Source organism: Aeromicrobium yanjiei (assembly GCF_009649075.1).
GTDB classification, from domain to species: Bacteria; Actinomycetota; Actinomycetes; order Propionibacteriales; family Nocardioidaceae; genus Aeromicrobium; species Aeromicrobium yanjiei.
Map to the genome: position 1 here is coordinate 1,605,247 of NZ_CP045737.1, position 16,208 is coordinate 1,621,454.

Below are 16,208 nucleotides of genomic sequence, written 5' to 3' on the forward strand. Positions count from 1 at the left end.
GGCTCAGGCGGCGACGTACTCCATTGCGATGGGGGGTACGGGCGGGTAGAGCTCGATGACCATCGGCTCAGCGGGTGGCGGTTTCGGTGGGCTGGTGGACCAGTGCAGGAGTCCGTGTCCCTTGAGATTGTGGTGTCTTCGACACAGGGGTCCCATGTTGTCGCCGTTGGTGGGGCCAACTGGGTGCGGTATTCGGTGGTCGAGGTCGCAGCGTTCCGACGGCACCCTGCATCCCGGCGCCTGACACACGCCGTGGAGGAACCGAAGCGCCAGAGCGAGGGAGTCCGGTGCGAACCGGCCCACGTATTCGTGCGAGAGGACGTCGTCAGTAACGGGGTCGACCACGATCCGGTGCCAAAAGGTGCTGCCGGTGGCGATCACGTCTGCCAGCCACGGTGCCGGGACGGCCCAGCCGCCGTCGGTGGACTCCGCGAACCCGGGAGCCGCACCAGCGAGGACGTCGGCTCCGACGGTGACGGCGATGTTCGCGTCGATGGCTGAGGTGGTGGCCTCGGAGCTGGTGCACCATGCGACCAACAGGTCGGCTTCTCGCTGAGCGACGGCCCGGTCGTCGTCCGGATCGGCAGCCTTGCGGGCCTCTTTGCGGAGACGAGCCTCTATGGCGGCTGCTTGATGGGAAGGCAGGTAGGCGTTGAGCCAGGACATCGAGTCGTCCCCATGGGTCACCGACACGTGCCGGTTGGCGCGCTCGGCGTCGGCCCGTTCGGTGGCGAGGTCGGCCTCGACCCGCTGGACGAACCGGCGCAGCCACTGCTGCAACTCGGCCCCGGTGTGCTCGGTCGCGTAGGCGATGACCCGGTTGTCGAGCCGGGCGATCGACTCGGGACGGTGCAGCTTCTCGATCGTCGCGCTGATGTCACGGACCCGGGAGAAGTCGATCAGCCCCTCGATGAACGCATCCCACACCTGCGGGGTCTTCTCACGCACGCGATCGGCGATCGACAGCCGCAGCTGGATCTGTGACTCCGACATCCCGGTGGCCTCACCGATCGTCAACGCGATCGCGGAGCGCTCGATCTTGCGTCGAAGCGGCGACTCGATCAGCGCGGTGCGAGCCATCTCCACGTCCCGGCAGCCGAGCATCGTCTGGATCGTGTATGCCTCGGCCCGTGCCTGCCACCGCACGGCGTCCGACAGCTGCTCTGTCATCGAAGCTGTCGTGGTGGCCATACCTCAAACCTAGAGGTCACCACCGACACTCTCTTCTGCGCGATCGCAGGGCGTTTCGCCATTGGGGATCAACGTGTTCAGAGACCGCCAGCCGAGCGGCGAGGAATCAGTCGCGGCCCCCGATCTGGGGTCGTTCGTAGCACCTTCGGGGGAGAGAGACGCAACTCCGCGGAACCTCCGGTCAACGAGAAGACGATGCCGCGCGTTCACGCCGCCGATCGTCCCATGCCGCGATCAAACCAAAGACCACTAACCACACCACCAACGCAAGGGCCGCGACGACGGCTGCGTGGAGAACCGACCAGTCGTCTGGCACGAGAAGGACCCACACGATCCACGGAAGCACCATGATCGCCCAAAGGACCGGCCGTTCCCTGGGCTTGATCGGCCGGAATAATGCGCGCAGCACTATTCGGACACTAGCAGCGTCGCGACGACATCGTCAGGCGATATGCGATCGCGTGCGTACGCGCCCGAGTCGCGGGGGGAGTCGATGCCGACCAGGCGGCCACCGTGCTTCTTCGACCCGCGCCACGGACAAAGGCCCCGCCACAGTGTGGGCGATTATTCGTCCCTGAACTCCCCGTTCGCCCCGGCCCGCGACCACGCCATGACCGAGCAGCTGCTGGCCGACTCCGGTGTCGCCTGGACGTCGCTGCGCAACGGCTTCTACGCCCAAAGCCTCGACTCGCTCGCAGGGCCGTGGCGATATACTGGAGTCATCGCGGTTCCGCCGACGGTCCCGTGTCCTGGACGGCGCGCGAGGGCTCGGCCGAAGCGGCAGCGCTCATTCTCGCCTCCGACGGCAAGTACGACGGGCCGACGACGCTGACCGCGAGTCAGGCACCGAACTTCGCGGACGTCGCGGCCATCGCGTCCGAGCTGACCGGACGCACCATCGAGGTCGACGTGAACTGACTTCACTGCGCGCCATCGTCTGGCCATCGTCACTCAGTTATTGCTGTCTCTGATTGTGCGGCTCGCGTCCGATGCGAAAACGGGTCGGTGTCGGCGCTCCCGACCGGCGTGCGGAGCCGGACGAGAGGGACACCGGATGCCATACCGGACGCCTCGGCTGGGCTCGCCACAACGCCGTTCACGCGAATGCCTTGCCCGTCATCCGCATCAGGTCAAACGAGACTCACGACAAGATCGTCTCTATCGCACCGCGTTCCGGCGCCCTACCCGGATAGGCTGCACGACATGACGAATCAGGCAGACAGCGAGAGATTCTCTGCTGGCTGGCTCGGATCCTGGAAGCTACACGCCGTCGTGCTGGCATTCTTCACGGTCAGCCTGATCAAGCCGCTGCAATCATCTGCGCCATTGATCGCCATCTACTTCCCGGGCGCTTTCATCGTCATCTCGGGCTGGTCCATCATCCGCTACTTCAGGTTGTGGAGCCCGATCGCCCAGCCCTTCCGCACCAACGTGCCGGTCGCGCTATACCTGGCATCAGCTACGACAACGCTCTTCGCCGCGCACATTGCTTCGGATCGCGAGGTCTACCGCGCGGCCGCATTGGCATCACTGTGGCTGACCATCCCGGTCACCGCCTTGGCGTCGTTCGTCATCGTGTTCCGACGTCGAATTCGCGCCGACCGCCCACTGATCGAGTAACTGTGATCGGGGCTTCTTCCGTGGACGACGAGCAGCGTCACCGAGTTCACCGCGTGCGTCAGACTCGCAAAATCGTCCCTGTCCGGCCTGGCTGGACGCGCCGAGCGGCGCGAGCTCGTGGTTCGCGAGCCGCGCTCCTTCGACGCCTATAAGCAGACGTCCTGCCAACTCCGGCACGTGAGGCAGTCGCGAGTCACTCCGCAAACCGCAAACCGCAAACCGCGGACGCCGGCCCTAGGCGCTCGCGCAGGGTCCATCGGTCGCGGGGGATCGGCGCACCGTAGATGAAAATGTTCGACCGTCCTCAATAACCTCCATCGCAGTTGGCAGACTGCAGGCATGGGAGCGAAGGACCGAGGTCCGCGAGCGCAGCCGAACGGGGAGGCTGAATTGAGACGGGACGTCATCGGAGCATTGGGCTGGCGCGGTGACCGCACTGCCGACAGTGATCGTGCGGACCCAACGGGATGGTGGGCCGATCCCACGATTCTTGAACGGCTCGGCGGAGCGCTTGCTGGTCCGTTCAGCGACGAAGTCCCCACGGTTGTACTTGGGCTGCAGTCGCGTGGGACTCTGCTCGGGGCGCTGGTTGCAGCTCACGTGGTTGTAGGGCTGGTTGAAGTGCGCAAGGACCCGAGCCCATTGGCCGATAGCGATCGCTGGCTAGTTGCTCGGACGCCTCCGGATTACCGGGATAGACACCGGCTCCTGAGGGGCCCGAAAGGATCACCTCAGCGCGGGCCAGCGCGTGCTCCTTGTCGACGACTGGATCCAGACCGGTGGCCAGGCGATGGCTGTACAAGGGATCGTGGAGCAGTCAGGGGCCACGTGGTGCGGCACCTCAATCATCGTTGATGGGTTGAGCGACAGCCGACTTCGCCGAGAACTAGGGGTCAAGGCACTTCTGAACGTCCGCGATCTCTAGCGCACGAATCGTCCGATGAGTAAGTCCTGGATGCGGGGGATTGACGCGCCCCAACTGAGGGGCAAGTGTGCAGCGGCAAACTTGGTCGCGCCGCATCGCCGCGACAACCCTCGACGAGATGGGGCGCCACGCCGGCAGTATTGCGATTGGTGCGGTCAGCAACATTCGCCCACATACGTCCCGAATCTCGGTGAGGACTTTTAACCTGATGAGGTCGATTGCCCGGACATCTAGTGGACAACCTGGCGCTCAGCAGGATGCGTTTGCTTTGCGCAAGTCTCCACCTAATTTGACCAAGTGGGACTTAGAAGACCGCGCTCGGAAGGCCGCTTCAATGTGCGCGCGAAGGCTGGCGCTGGAAGTCGGGTACTCCCAGTACTGCGCGTAGCCTTCTTCCTTGTCGGTCGGGCGATTGAGGGCAAGCCGGCCAGGGATGGGCGGGTTCGATCCGGAGATGGAGGGCATCTGAACTGCCAAGAGACCATTCCGGCCCGGATTGCGGAGACTGGTATAGATCTCCCAGTCGACGAAACGCCTAGCCCAAGTGCATTTTCCGATCGCAACTAGCGTGACAGTCGAGTCCTTCAGGTACTTGGCGCGAATTGTTTGGCGAATGTAATCCACGTCCGTGGAGTTGATGATGTCCGAGCCGTCCTCTTCTATCCCGATGGCACGTGGGATAAATACGTCTGTATGAGACTCGATGAAGTCGAGCACCTCGATCGCATCCGCAGCGTGATAGCTGACGAAAACCTTATGCCGAACCGGCGACGTTGGAGTCTTACGAGAACCCTCACTGACCTGCTCGTAGTTGTACGAGATCTGTTCGAGCTTCCGAATAGCAGATTCCGTCGCTGCGCCGTAGGTTGTGCGGGGCATTTTCACTCCTAAGTCTGGTGTGTCTCGAGGGCGGCGGCGACTCGCGAGATTGTCTCTGGCGGGTCGCCCCATTCTCGGAGAAACTGCAGTTGGTCGTTCGCTGAGCGAATGTGGTCAGGCCGCCCCAACAATGCAGCACGCGCGTAGGCAGCCACAACAGCCGAAAGGTCCGCGCCCCCAAGCAGGGCTTCGTGAAGAGCAAGTTCTGCTTCGGTGGCGGCGACCCAAAAGTCTGTCGGGTCTTCGTCCCTCGCGAGTCTCGTCAGGAACTTCGTGACCACGAGTGCCTCAGTGAGGGCGGACTGGTCGGCCGGATTCTTATCATCTGAATGCTGGAGAGCCAGGCGCAAAGACATCACGTAGTTGAGACCCAAATAGTAGCTAGGGTCCGTCTCAAAGCCTCGCCGGTACTGCTCACGCATCGAGTCGAATAGTGCGGTTGCCGCTACTTCGGACAGCGTCGCTCGAGTATGCGTCAGCCTGCGTTTGATGAGGCCACCGTAGATTCCATACGTCTCCGCATCCCCATAGCCAAGTTCAAGGCCTCGGCTGAGCAGATGCTCTGCCTCACTCCACTGCCTATCCCTCTCCGAAGTGTCCTCTGCCGACTCGCCAACTCGCCGTTTTGCCATCGCAGTCTTCTGCAGCCAACGCTTATGCGTGGGCGAGTCATCGGAGGGCTGGGCCGCGTCCAGGACAGCGGCGGCACTTACGTAATCGGACTCGTTCATTAGACCTGAGCCGAGCTCGAGTCGAAGTCCCGCGCGAGCGTCGTCCGATAGTGCATCGCTTTGCTCGACTAAACGAACCGCGGCGAGCATATTAGTTGCGCTAGATGACCGAAGTGCCTGCTTGACCTTGTTACGGATCTCGAGCTCGTGCGAAAGGACAGCTGGGATATTCGTGCGCTGCAGGATCGGCGGCGTTAGCCGATCGATGTCAAACCACTCGTGTACTGGGCTGTCGGCTGAAGCGTTACGTATAACTTGCCCAAGAACCGCCCTGAGTTTTGCAATGCCCTGCTCGGCTTCGTCATCACTGAGTTGGTTGCCTCTCTTGAAGGTCACCGCACGAATTCCGCCAACGTCGAATGGAGGATAGCCAGCCAGACTGTCGACGTGGACGGGGTTAACCAAGACCGTTGACTGACGCGCGAACACGTGCCGAAGGCCGAGTTCGTACGCGACGTTGAAGTTCGCCGTAGCAAGATCGGCAATTACAACATCGCTATTGGCGAGGTCGTCGATCATCCCAACGTGGATCAAGCCGCTGTCCGTTTGGAGATCCGCTCGCGTCCAGTCCAGGTCTGAATCTTCGAGGACAGGGCGGTAAACCTTGTTGAACGTTTCGTCGCAGTCGTAGGTCGTTTTCGTCGCAGGGTCGAACTTGTGTCCGTAGGGCATCGCAATGAACGCCCGCTTGCGCGCGGCTAGAGGGTCGAGATCTAGCGACAGGCATCCGCGAAGGAGAGCACGATTGACCAAATCGTCTGTGACAGTCGGGTTTTCCGGATCGGGCGCTTGCCTGACGCTCAGTACCCACACTCGTTCGCCCTGCTCTGCGAGTTCGAAAGCTCTGCGAATCAGTGTTTCGTTGTGTCTCGCGTACACAGCCTCGTCGTCGGCGGACTCGTCACCCGTGCGAAGGTCCGCACCAAGTTTTGTCACAAGGGCGTCGTACCTTGCTGACCAGCGGTGACCGCGTGTTGCGACACTGGTCGTTCGGAATTGATCGACCGAGAACGGTAGCGAAGCATCGACCCTGACGCCTTCCATCATTGCCGCCTCGGCAATGATGATGTCGCTTCCGGACGCTAGGGCGCCGACAACTACACGCGGTTTCAGTGACTCCATAAGGCCCCGAACTCGCGTCCCAAGACTGTCTTCCGCGGCAGCGGGCAGGCGCGGGTTTGGCCGCTGATGCTCGTCTGCTTGGACACCTGCATAGATGACTATCAATTCAAGGTCTCCCGGGTGGGAGATCGAACTTCGGACATCAGTGTTCCGCGAATGAGTCGAATGTTCACGCCGATCCTCATGTGTCGGGTCCTCTCGATGCGAGCCACATTATGTGCTCGCGGCTGATGGCCTCTTCGGCGCCAGCGACAGCTTCGGCCCAATGATCCTCTATGGTGCTCGCCAGCAAAGCTCGCTGAAGAGCAAGCTCGGTGGACGCCATTGAGTATGCAGACGCGAGTTGTGAATACTGCTTGAGCGCGAACCAGGCGGCAACGGCAGCGGCTGCTCCTGCGACGATTCCTGCTACGTCCACGTCGTACTCACCGCTAGCCCGGAGAATCGCTGCGATGAGTGCGCCAGCCTCACCGAGAACGAGAAGCACGCGGCAGAAGGTGGCTCTCGTCTTGTTTCTTTTTGCATTCGTGGCGTACCAAACCATCTGATCCACCGTGCGGTCCCGTACATAGACGCGGCGCCGATCTGTATGGCCCGCCGAGCGAAGCGCTGCCATCTCAGGTGTCACTAGGGGAAGGCTGCTCGACAGCGTGATCCGGTCTTTCCCCTTCGAGGTGACATCTGCGACCCGTTCAAAAAGCAACTTCTGAGATTCGTCGCTCAACAGTTCAGCCGGGAAAGGGTTTCCGCACGATGCGTATCGCCAGGCGAGAGTCTTGGTCGATTCAGCCAAAGCGCGGCCGGCGTACCAGTCGCGTTCGGGCTGAGACACCCAAAGGACCACCTCCGTAACGAACGCGACCCCTACCGCCACTGCCGCGATGGTCGGCATCGGCTGCCGATCGAACGCGGTGAATGTCAACGTGCCAGCAGCCGTCGCCGCAACAAGTGCTACAAAGCGAGTTGCGCTCAGCACTAGGTAGCGACGTTGCCCGGATTTGGCGGCCCGGTCTGCATCCTGAAAAAAACCCGGCAGGTCTCCATCAAGAAGCGCGAGGCCAGTTGGTCGCGGTTCCACTATCGCGCGGCGACGTAGCTTCATGTCACCTACCGCACGTAGACGTGCTGTTGAGAGGCATGTTCTTCGCTCTGCTGGTTGCGCCGATCGCTCGCTCAATGGCTGAATCGAACTGCTGGACATCCTCGGGGGTGTTCCACTCGAGAATCTCGGCCCCGGCCTCCTTCATGCTGTCCGGGATCGGCGCCTGAGGATCGATCCGGATCCCGATAAGCCCATGTCCAGCATCTCTAGTCCATTCGATCTCTCGGTCGACCCAGTCGCTATCGGCGGTCTTGCTCCCGATCAGAACGATGGTTGCCGATGACCCTTTGATTTGTTCGCGGATCTTGAGTCCAATGTAGTTGGAGTCCTCGCTCTTGACCGGCGTCAGGAGGTGTCGCCCGGTGAAGTCGACATTGACATTCTTGTTATGCGTCATGAGCTCCAAGCCCTTCGCCTTCATCAGGTCCGAGTGCTGAAAACTGATAAAGACTCTTCGGGTCACGGGCGGACTCCAACAAAGGGCACGAGCGAACCTACGTGATTACAAATGGGGCACATCTTCAGCAGAGCGCGATTCTGCACGACGTAGTTGCATTCTTGGCAACGCCAAGAGTTCGAGCGCGAGCTATTCGGAATGCGCGGTACGTCGCCATCCTTATAGAAAGCGGGGGCCTCATCCCACGAGAAGCCGGATTGGCGGCCCCAAGAGGGATACGCGTAGCCGCACTGGTCGAGTGCGAATGTCTCCAATCTCTCGACCTCTTGTAGATAGTCCGAAGTTCGATCGTCGGCCTGATCGATGAGCTCTACAAGCGCACTCGTGTGTTGTACGGAGGTCGGCCTCATCTGCCTAAACGGTGAGGCGCAGATCTCTCGTAGCTCGGCAGGCACCTCGAGTACTGGTAGGGGCTTAATGAAGCGCATGCTGGAAGCAGCAAGCGCGTAGTCGCTGTTGGACGCCCCTTGCGTTCCTTCGGTGAACCAACCGATCTTGTAATAGCCAGTAAGCGAGCGTCCGGCTCGGGGCTTGTGTGTAGTGACGAAGAAGATTGTGGCCGCGCCATCTTTGACAATCCGATTGCGCATTGGGGGCTCACAGGTTGAGAACAGCCCGTAGGTGCCAGTCTCAATGTTCGGGTCGCTCTTGTTGTCGCCCGGGCGGGTAATGGCCCGCACGGGCCACCGGGCGATCGGGTCGCTGAAATAGACAGACAGGTAGCCCGTACCGCGGTCTTCGAGCTCTTCCCATGGAGCGTCCATCCGGTTGGCGCCAGGCAGCGTGCTCGTCATCCCGGTTCCCCACCATTTCGCGGCTCAAAGCGGAGGCTCTGCAGGTTCGCGTCGAAATGGACGCGACCCCCGTTCCCTTTGAGCAGTAGTCGGAACATTTCATGGCCTCGAAGAATTGCACGTTCCCAATCCGCCGCGGATCGCACGCTAGCTTCGAAGGGATCTGTAAGGAGAAGGATGGTGTTGAGCAGATGCTGGTCCAGGCGTGAGATTCCATCGAGATGCTTGTGTTGGGCACCGTACGCAAACGCCAGAGCGGCGATTGCCTCCTCAACCACGATGGCTCTTCCACCGTCTTCTGACTCGTCGATCACAACGTCAGACTTTCTCTTGCGTGACATGAGTTGACGTGTGACTGGTGACCACCCGAGGACCGACGCGTACGCCAGGTGAAACACGTCGTGGAACCGGTATCCGTCCTGTCGAGGAGAGGCGTCCGTGAGAGTGCTGCCGAGCTGGCGGCCCTCAAAATACACGGAGACTGTGTCCGTCCCCTCGGGTGATTCGTCTGGCACGAACTCATAGGTACCTGAGCGCGGCAGGCGCTCGTGAGGCGGAAACGAACCGTCAATGGGGTCTCCCGAGGTGGTAAGCCATCGGTGCCTGGTCTTCTCGAGATTTGCCGTGGCGATGTCTTGCAAGCTGAGATCGAGTTTGGAGGCGACCGTGGCGAGGTACCAAAGTAGATCGCCGAGCTCTTCTGCTGCCTGTGCGTTCCAGGTTTCGAAGGCGGTTCCATCCCGGAGGCGCTTTTTGTAGACCGACGCAACAGAGCCAGCTTCCCCGGCAAGGCCAAGCAGGTGCACGGTGACGTCCTGGATGTCGTTGCCGCCGCGTTGATCAGTCCCCTGCGCAGCGAGCTGGTACTCGTCGAAATTCATGCGCACCCTCCGGCAAGGCCGCCGTGACACGTCGGCAAGCGTTCAACCCGATTGTTGCGCGTTGCTGGGTCACTTTCGGGCAATTCCAGCATTAAGCGTGAGCGGTTGTAGCAAACGCCGGGCGGATCAAGGGATCGCGATGCCCCATTTCGGAGGAAAGAACGGTTTGTGCTGCGAGTCTGCGGAAGGCGAGTAGCGCTGTTTGATACGCGATCGGCCACTGATGCCCGGGATCGTCGGGTGTGCCACTCTGGCGTATTTGTCTACCTCGCAGAACAAATTCTGGCAATCGACGAGTTGGAGTCGACGACCATAGAGGCCGTTGAACGAAAGCCCGAGCCTTTCGAAATGGAGATCCTGAGTCTCAGCCATGTGCTGGATGATTTCGACTTCGATGCCGGCCGAGTCGGGGCCGAAGCACTTTCGGATCCCGTCGAGCGCCCCTGGGCCGGGAACTACGAAGTCCATTTCGCTGAAGTTCAGTGCCGTCGAATAGTTCAAGTCGATTGTGAACTGGTAAGCGAGGAACGCTCCGAAACTCGGCAAACCCCGTAGGACTGCGTAGGTCTCCTTCATAGACCCTGCCCTGAGTGCATCGTCTATGACTCCGGCGCTGAACGCATACTCAAGGAGCCGAAGGTGGTTTGAGTGTTTGCGACTCTCGCCGAGTGCGGGATTCGGCATCACGTAAGCGGCTGAGTAGAGCCGAGTGGACCGCGCAAATGCGGAGCTGAGGACCCTGTTGTACGCCTCGAAATCGAAGGTTTCCCAGGCTGGAGTTCCCAACTCAGAGGTAAGCAGTTCCCAGGTCGAAACCCGATTGAAGATTTTGAACAAGAGCACTCGGAAGGCGACCTCGAGCGGATCTTGCTGGCCTCTATACGCGACTTCCTTCACGAGGTACTGGCTGACGCGGTCGGCCACGCGATAGCAATTCGTAAACCTGAACTTCTGAATGATGGGGTCGTCAGACCAAGGTTCGTTCTTACCAAGCACCTTAGCTTCGTAGGTCAGTTGCCGGCGAGCAGCAAAGCGCCAGTAAGTATCGAAAACTTCAGTCGGCACGACCTGTCTGCCGAGAATGGTGATCGGGTCAGGGCGAATCGCCTCGTCAGCCGCAGGCCGCCTGAAGCCGCTCTCTGCCGGAGGGCGCGGGGGCCGTGTGACCTCATCAACCGCGAATGAGTTTTTCGCAGACACAATGCGATCGTAACGAAATATGTCCCAGTAGCGGGGAAGCCGCTCGGTGACGCAAAAGGACGTAGGGCCGCGGGTGTCCCCATCTTAGTGACTCGAGAACCGAGACAATAGGTTCACTGGCCAATGGTGGTCAATAGACCGGCAGCTCACGATCGCAGCGAACGGATGGTCCCGCAACGGTGGAGCTGTCGTTGGGCCACTTTACACGCCGAAAGCGGCCAGCATTTTGCGTGCCGGAAGTCGGCCACTCGGCGAGCAAGGCGGTCGACCTTTCAAATGACGACATGAGCGCACTGCTCTACAGGAGCGAGTAGTGAGTTCCACCGGGGAGATCGCAGGGCTTGACCCGGCGGAGACACCGTCGTCGACGCACTCGCCGACCCTTGCAATCACGCCCCGAGTCATCCTGGGCGAGATGCCCCGGTCTCCCTGCCCATCACGAGGTCAATGGGCAGCATGCTGAAGAGCCCGTGTCGAGCGGGCCCGACGCCCTGCTATTTCCGGCATCGTCCTCGCTGTGCGGCAAATGCCGTCAACGTCTTACAACCGTGGCCATGTTGTTGCGTTGATCGCGTTGTTTCTCAGCATTGCCGAATCGCGAACACCTCCGCCATCTCCTGACGCCGTTGCGTCTGCGTCTCGGACCAACCTGACGTGGACGCCCAGGACCGGCGCGAGGCTCAATCGTGAGGCGGTGAGGGCGGGTGGAGATCTGGGTGGTGAGTGCTCAGGCCCCGTGCAGCAGATCGAGCAGTTCCGCAACCGCCTGCTGGTTGCCGGCGACGTGCCAGCGGTGGCCGCGGTGCTCGACGACCTCGGCGCGACCGCCGGCGGCGCGGACGAGCGCCTGCCCGGGGAGCCAGTCCCAGTCGGGGCACGAGTGCTGGGCCCAGACGCCGACGCGGCCGCCCGCGACGCCCGCGAGATCGCATGAGCCGGAGCCGAGCACGCGGGGTGTCGCGGAGGCCTGCACCAGTGCGAGCCACACCTCGCGGACGTCGGGATCGGCCAGTGTCGACGGGTGCACGTACGTCGCGAGGCTGCAGTCGGACAGCGGGCGGTCGGCCAGCGGCGCGACGGGCACGCCGTCGAGGGTCGTCGGGTGGTCGCGTCCGCCGAGCCAGGTCTCGCCGGTGACGGGCTGGTGCACCGCGCCCAGCACCGTGCCGTCGGCGTCCTCGAGAGCGAGGGCGCTGCACCAGTAGGCCAGCCCCGAGAAGAAGTTGTAGGTGCCGTCGACCGGGTCGATGACCCAGCGGCGCCCGGACGTCCCGTCGTGCTGGGCACCCTCCTCGCCGAGCAGCCCGTCGGCGGGGCACAGACGCTCCAGGGTCGAGGTGACCAGGTCCTCCGCGGCGCGGTCGGCCGCGGTCACGACGTCGCTCACCGAGGTCTTCTGCTCCGCGGAGAGGCCGTCGGCGCGCATGAGGGCGGCCAGTGCGCCGGCCTCGGTCACGAGAGCGGTCGCGAGCTCGAGATCGTCCACGCCGGTCAGACCCGCGATGTGTCGCGGCTCGGCTCGGCGATGCGCCGGGGTGCGTGGTCGGGGGTCAGCAACAGGGCTGTCGCCGCCGCCATGAGCACCGCGGCGCCGATCAGGTGGGCTGCGACGAGCGTGATGGGCAGGTCGTTGAAGTACTGCACGAAGCCGATGAGGCCCTGGGCCAGCTCGACGCCCAGCAGCACGATGGCCGCCGTGCGTACCCGCCCGGACTCCTTCCAGATCACCAGGAGCGTCAGGGCGACCAGGAGGTACACGCTCCAGGCGTGGACGTGGCTCATGAGGCGCGGATCGAGCAGGTTGCGCGGGGACTCGTCGTCGCCCGCGTGCGGACCGCTGCCCGTGACGACCGTGCCGAGATAGACCACGACCCACGAGACGACGTACGTCAGCACGATGATCGGGCGACGGGTGCCCACGCGGCCCTCGCCGCGGACCCGGAAGAGCAGCAGGATCGAGGCGGAGACGAGCACCATCGAGAGCAGCAGGTGCAGCGACACGATCCACGGGTTGAGGTCGGTCAGCACCGTGATGCCGCCGATGACGCCCTGGAAGGGCACGCCGAGGGCGATGAGCGCCGCGAGCTGGCGCATGCGACGGTTCGTGCCGGACCAGCGCCACACCGCCACGAACGTGGCGACCACGACGGCGATGAGGACGTACGTGAGCAGGCGGTTGCCGAACTCGATGAGGCCGTGCATGCCGAGCTCACGGTGGGGAACGAAGGACTCGTCGGTGCACTTGGGCCACGTCGGGCAGCCGAGGCCCGAACCGGTCAGTCGGACCAGGCCACCGGTCAAGATGATGATGCTGTTGGCCACCACAGTGGCCCACGCCCATCGCTCGACGATCGTGCGGTCAGGGTCGCGCAGACCCAGAGTCGGTGCCATCAGCTCACTCCCACTTGAACGTTCTCGAGACCATGAGGCTTGCGCACACGGTCCAGATCAAAAGTACGACCACCGAGAAAGCGGTCGGGCCGTCGCCGGCGAAGGTGTCGCGCAGTCCCTGGCCGAGCGCGCCGGACGGCAGCAGCTCCAGCACGTGCCGGGCCGGCTCGGGATAGCGGCTCAGCGGCACGATCAGCCCGCCGCCCACGAGCAGCAGGACGTACACGAGGTTGGCGACCGCGAGGGTCGCCTCTGCCCGCAGCGTGCCCGCGATGAGCAGGCCGAGCGAGCCGAACGCTGCGGTGCCCAGCACGATCAGGCCCACCATCTCGACCAGGGCCTTGACCCCGCCGTGCGGCTCCCAGCCCAGCGCGAAGCCCACGCCGGACAGCACCGACAGCTGGACGACCTCGACGATCACGACGGCGCCGATCTTGCCGAACAGCAGCCCCCACCGGGGCAGGGGAGAGGCGCCGAGCCGCTTGATGATGCCGTAGCGGCGCTCGAAGCCAGTCGCGATCGCAAGCGACGTGAACGAGGTCGACAGGACGGCGAGCGCGAGGATGCCCGGCGTGATGATGTCGATCGTCCGGCCGGGGCCGAGATCGACGACGCCGCTGGCCTTCGCGCCCAGCACGAGCAGCACGAGGGGGATGACCATGGTCAGCAGCACCTGCTCGGCGTTGCGTCCCTGCAGGCGCAGCTCCATCATCGTCTGCGCCCGCAGCATCGCGGCGCGGGGAGCCGCGCCGGGGCGGGGGCTGAGGTCGAGCGTGGACGGGCTGCTCATCGCAGGGCCTTCCCGGTGAGCTCGAGGAATCTGTCCTCGAGGGTCTGGCGCTCGACGAGCAGTGACTGGGTGAGGATCCCGTGGGACGCGCACCAGGCCGTGAGGGTCGCGAGGAGGGCGGGGTCGACCTCGCCCACGATGACGTACGAACCGGCCGAGATCTCGTCGACCTTGGTGTCGTGGGGGAGGGCGAGCATGAGGCTCTCGAGGTCGAGACCGGGCCGCGCGGTGAAGCGCACGGTGTTCTTGGCACCCGAGGCGGCCAGCGCAGCGGGGGTGCCCGACGCGATGACCTGTCCCGCGTCGACGATGTGGATGAGATCGGACAGCGCCTCGGCCTCGTCCATGAAGTGGGTCGTCAGGACGGTCGTGACGCCGCTCGAGCGCAGCTCGGAGATGAGCTCCCACGTCGAGCGACGGGCGGCGGGGTCGAGCCCGGCGGTCGGCTCGTCCAGGAACAACAGCTCGGGACGACCGACGATCGCCATGGCCAGGCTGAGGCGCTGCTGCTGACCGCCGGAGAGCCGGCGGTAGGGCGTCGTGCCGTACGAGCCCATGCCGAGGCGTTCGATCAGGAGGTCGACGTCGAGCGGGTGCGCGTGCAGCGACGCCATGTGGCGCAGCATCTCGTGCGACCGGGCGCCGGACCACGCGCCACCGGACTGCAGCATCACGCCGACCCGGGGGCGCAGGAGGTGCGCCTGGGCGACCGGGTCGAGGCCGAGGACACGAACCGTGCCGCTGTGGGGGGACCGGAATCCCTCGCACGTCTCGATCGTGGTGGTCTTGCCGGCACCGTTGGGGCCGAGGATCGCGGTGACCGTGCCGGGCGCGACCGTGAGGCTGAGGCCGTTGACCGCGGTGACCGATCCGTAGCGCATCACGAGGTCGACGACTTCGACGGCGGGGGTCTCACTAGCCGACTCTGACACCCCCACAGTGTAGGTGTCGGGTCTGCGACGCTCGTCGCTGCGCTCCTCTGTCCACCTCGACGCTCGTCGCTGCGCTCCTCTGTCTCGGTGCTTAGGCTGTGCTGCATGGATCTCCCCGTCATGCCGCCGGTCCGTCCGATGCTGGCCAAGTCGGTCAAGGGCGTACCGGCCGCGGACTCGGTCGACGGCGGTCTGTCGTACGAGCCCAAGTGGGACGGGTTCCGCTGCCTGGTCTTCCGCGACGGGGACGAGGTGGCACTGGCGAGCCGCTCGACCAAGGAGCTGACCCGCTACTTCCCCGACGTCGTCGAGGCGATCCTGCGCGAGACGCCCGATCGTTGCGTGCTCGACGGCGAGATCTTCCTGGCGATCGACGGCCGGCTGGACTTCGACGCGCTGTCCCAGCGGATCCACCCGGCGGCGTCCCGGGTCGAGATGCTCGCGAAGGAGACGCCGGCTTCGTTCGTCGCGTTCGACCTGCTGGCGCTCGGGGACGAGTCGTTGATGGACGCGCCGTTCTCGGAGCGGCGGGCGCGGCTCGAGGAGGCGCTCGATCCGGCGTCCGCGCCGGTCCACGTGACCCGGACGACGACGGATGCCGCGGTGGCGCAGGAGTGGTTCGGCATCTTCGAGGGCGCCGGTCTCGACGGCGTGGTGGCCAAGCCGCTCGCCAAGGCGTACGCGCCGAACGGCCGGCAGATGCTGAAGATCAAGCACGCCCGCACCGCCGACGTGGTGGTGGCGGGCTATCGCCTGCACAAGACGTCCACCGCCGAGCGGCCGCTGCTGGGATCGATGCTGCTCGGCCTCTACGCCGCCGACGGCCAGCTGCAGCACGTCGGCGTCGCGGCGTCGTTCACCGAGGCGCGGCGCGCCGAGCTCGTCGAGGAGCTCGCCCCGCTCGTGGTGGACAGCGCCGATCACCCGTGGGGTGCGTGGCAGGACCCGGACGCGCAGGCGTCCTCGCGGCTCCCGGGCGGGCAGAGCCGCTGGTCCGGCACCAAGGACCTGTCGTTCGTGACCCTGCGGCCCGACCTGGTCGCCGAGGTCGGCTACGAGCACATGGAGGGCGACCGCTTCCGCCACACGGCCCAGTTCAAGCGCTGGCGCCCCGACCGCGAGCCGACCAGCTGCACGTACGACCAGCTCGAGGAGGTCGCGAAGTACGACCTCGGTGACATCCTCACCTGACG

At 63.9% G+C, this 16,208-nt stretch carries 15 protein-coding genes; 3 read left to right on the forward strand and 12 right to left on the reverse strand.

Annotation, left to right across the window (positions count from 1 at the left end):
* Positions 1-3: 3 nt before the first annotated feature.
* On the reverse strand, positions 4-1,191 hold the full coding sequence (locus GEV26_RS07955) for an HNH endonuclease signature motif containing protein (RefSeq protein WP_153652573.1): 1,188 nt from the start codon (positions 1,189-1,191) through the stop codon (positions 4-6).
* Positions 1,192-1,935: 744 nt separating this feature from the next.
* Between GEV26_RS07955 and GEV26_RS17975 the strand changes: the two genes are divergently transcribed.
* Both GEV26_RS17975 and GEV26_RS07965 read left to right on the forward strand, forming a co-directional pair.
* Positions 1,936-2,109 (forward strand): hypothetical protein, encoded by a 174-nt coding sequence (locus GEV26_RS17975; protein ID WP_208431040.1) that lies wholly within the window; start codon positions 1,936-1,938, stop codon positions 2,107-2,109.
* 285 nt (positions 2,110-2,394) lie between these two features.
* A complete protein-coding gene (locus GEV26_RS07965) occupies positions 2,395-2,811 on the forward strand; it encodes a hypothetical protein (RefSeq protein ID WP_153652574.1) in 417 nt (138 codons plus the stop codon).
* A gap of 1,174 nt (positions 2,812-3,985) precedes the next feature.
* On the opposite strand, the gene GEV26_RS07970 is transcribed toward GEV26_RS07965, so the two are convergent.
* The 11 genes from GEV26_RS07970 to GEV26_RS08020 all read right to left on the reverse strand — a co-directional run bounded on the left by GEV26_RS07970 (position 3,986) and on the right by GEV26_RS08020 (position 15,015).
* Positions 3,986-4,615, reverse strand: a complete 630-nt coding sequence (locus GEV26_RS07970; RefSeq protein ID WP_153652575.1) for a TIR domain-containing protein — start codon at positions 4,613-4,615, stop codon at positions 3,986-3,988.
* Positions 4,616-4,623: 8 nt separating this feature from the next.
* Positions 4,624-6,468 (reverse strand): tetratricopeptide repeat-containing protein, encoded by a 1,845-nt coding sequence (locus GEV26_RS07975; protein ID WP_153652576.1) that lies wholly within the window; start codon positions 6,466-6,468, stop codon positions 4,624-4,626.
* Positions 6,469-6,649: 181 nt separating this feature from the next.
* Entirely contained in the window at positions 6,650-7,570 is a 921-nt protein-coding gene (locus tag GEV26_RS07980; RefSeq protein ID WP_194840000.1) for a DUF4231 domain-containing protein, read from the reverse strand.
* Position 7,571: 1 nt separating this feature from the next.
* The gene (locus GEV26_RS07985; RefSeq protein WP_153652578.1) at positions 7,572-8,033 is read right to left on the reverse strand and encodes a TIR domain-containing protein; all 462 of its coding nucleotides are present in this window, start codon (positions 8,031-8,033) and stop codon (positions 7,572-7,574) included.
* Positions 8,030-8,821, reverse strand: a complete 792-nt coding sequence (locus GEV26_RS07990; RefSeq protein WP_153652579.1) for a hypothetical protein — start codon at positions 8,819-8,821, stop codon at positions 8,030-8,032. The genes GEV26_RS07985 and GEV26_RS07990 overlap by 4 nt, the downstream gene beginning before the upstream one ends.
* Positions 8,818-9,702 carry a nucleoside triphosphate pyrophosphohydrolase family protein gene (locus GEV26_RS07995; protein WP_153652580.1) on the reverse strand — a complete coding sequence of 295 codons (885 nt, stop codon included), beginning with the start codon at positions 9,700-9,702 and terminating at the stop codon, positions 8,818-8,820. Before GEV26_RS07995 ends, GEV26_RS07990 begins: the two co-directional genes overlap by 4 nt.
* Positions 9,703-9,828: 126 nt before the next feature.
* Entirely contained in the window at positions 9,829-10,902 is a 1,074-nt protein-coding gene (locus tag GEV26_RS08000) for a nucleotide kinase domain-containing protein (protein ID WP_208431041.1), read from the reverse strand.
* A gap of 727 nt (positions 10,903-11,629) precedes the next feature.
* The gene (locus tag GEV26_RS08005) at positions 11,630-12,388 is read right to left on the reverse strand and encodes an inositol monophosphatase family protein (protein ID WP_243839023.1); all 759 of its coding nucleotides are present in this window, start codon (positions 12,386-12,388) and stop codon (positions 11,630-11,632) included.
* Between the two features lie 5 nt (positions 12,389-12,393).
* Positions 12,394-13,293: a COX15/CtaA family protein gene (locus tag GEV26_RS08010; RefSeq protein WP_153652581.1), complete on the reverse strand. Its 900-nt coding sequence runs from the start codon at positions 13,291-13,293 to the stop codon at positions 12,394-12,396.
* A gap of 4 nt (positions 13,294-13,297) precedes the next feature.
* On the reverse strand, positions 13,298-14,083 hold the full coding sequence (locus GEV26_RS08015) for an ABC transporter permease (protein WP_153652582.1): 786 nt from the start codon (positions 14,081-14,083) through the stop codon (positions 13,298-13,300).
* The gene (locus tag GEV26_RS08020; protein WP_243839025.1) at positions 14,080-15,015 is read right to left on the reverse strand and encodes an ABC transporter ATP-binding protein; all 936 of its coding nucleotides are present in this window, start codon (positions 15,013-15,015) and stop codon (positions 14,080-14,082) included. The genes GEV26_RS08015 and GEV26_RS08020 overlap by 4 nt, the downstream gene beginning before the upstream one ends.
* Before the next feature lie 105 nt (positions 15,016-15,120).
* On the opposite strand from GEV26_RS08020, the gene GEV26_RS08025 reads away from it, so the two are divergent.
* A complete protein-coding gene (locus GEV26_RS08025) occupies positions 15,121-16,206 on the forward strand; it encodes an ATP-dependent DNA ligase (RefSeq protein ID WP_153652583.1) in 1,086 nt (361 codons plus the stop codon).
* Positions 16,207-16,208 lie beyond the last annotated feature (2 nt).

Coding starts and splice junctions, on each gene's coding strand:
- GEV26_RS08010 (WP_153652581.1), bottom strand. CDS start 13,293: ATGGCACCGACTCTGGGTCTGCGCGACCCTGACCGCACGATCGTCGAG.
- GEV26_RS08015 (WP_153652582.1), bottom strand. CDS start 14,083: ATGAGCAGCCCGTCCACGCTCGACCTCAGCCCCCGCCCCGGCGCGGCT.
- GEV26_RS07990 (WP_153652579.1), bottom strand. CDS start 8,821: ATGACGAGCACGCTGCCTGGCGCCAACCGGATGGACGCTCCATGGGAA.
- GEV26_RS08025 (WP_153652583.1), top strand. CDS start 15,121: ATGGATCTCCCCGTCATGCCGCCGGTCCGTCCGATGCTGGCCAAGTCG.
- GEV26_RS07965 (WP_153652574.1), top strand. CDS start 2,395: ATGACGAATCAGGCAGACAGCGAGAGATTCTCTGCTGGCTGGCTCGGA.
- GEV26_RS07970 (WP_153652575.1), bottom strand. CDS start 4,615: ATGCCCCGCACAACCTACGGCGCAGCGACGGAATCTGCTATTCGGAAG.
- GEV26_RS07955 (WP_153652573.1), bottom strand. CDS start 1,191: ATGGCCACCACGACAGCTTCGATGACAGAGCAGCTGTCGGACGCCGTG.
- GEV26_RS07995 (WP_153652580.1), bottom strand. CDS start 9,702: ATGAATTTCGACGAGTACCAGCTCGCTGCGCAGGGGACTGATCAACGC.
- GEV26_RS07975 (WP_153652576.1), bottom strand. CDS start 6,468: ATGGAGTCACTGAAACCGCGTGTAGTTGTCGGCGCCCTAGCGTCCGGA.
- GEV26_RS07980 (WP_194840000.1), bottom strand. CDS start 7,570: ATGAAGCTACGTCGCCGCGCGATAGTGGAACCGCGACCAACTGGCCTC.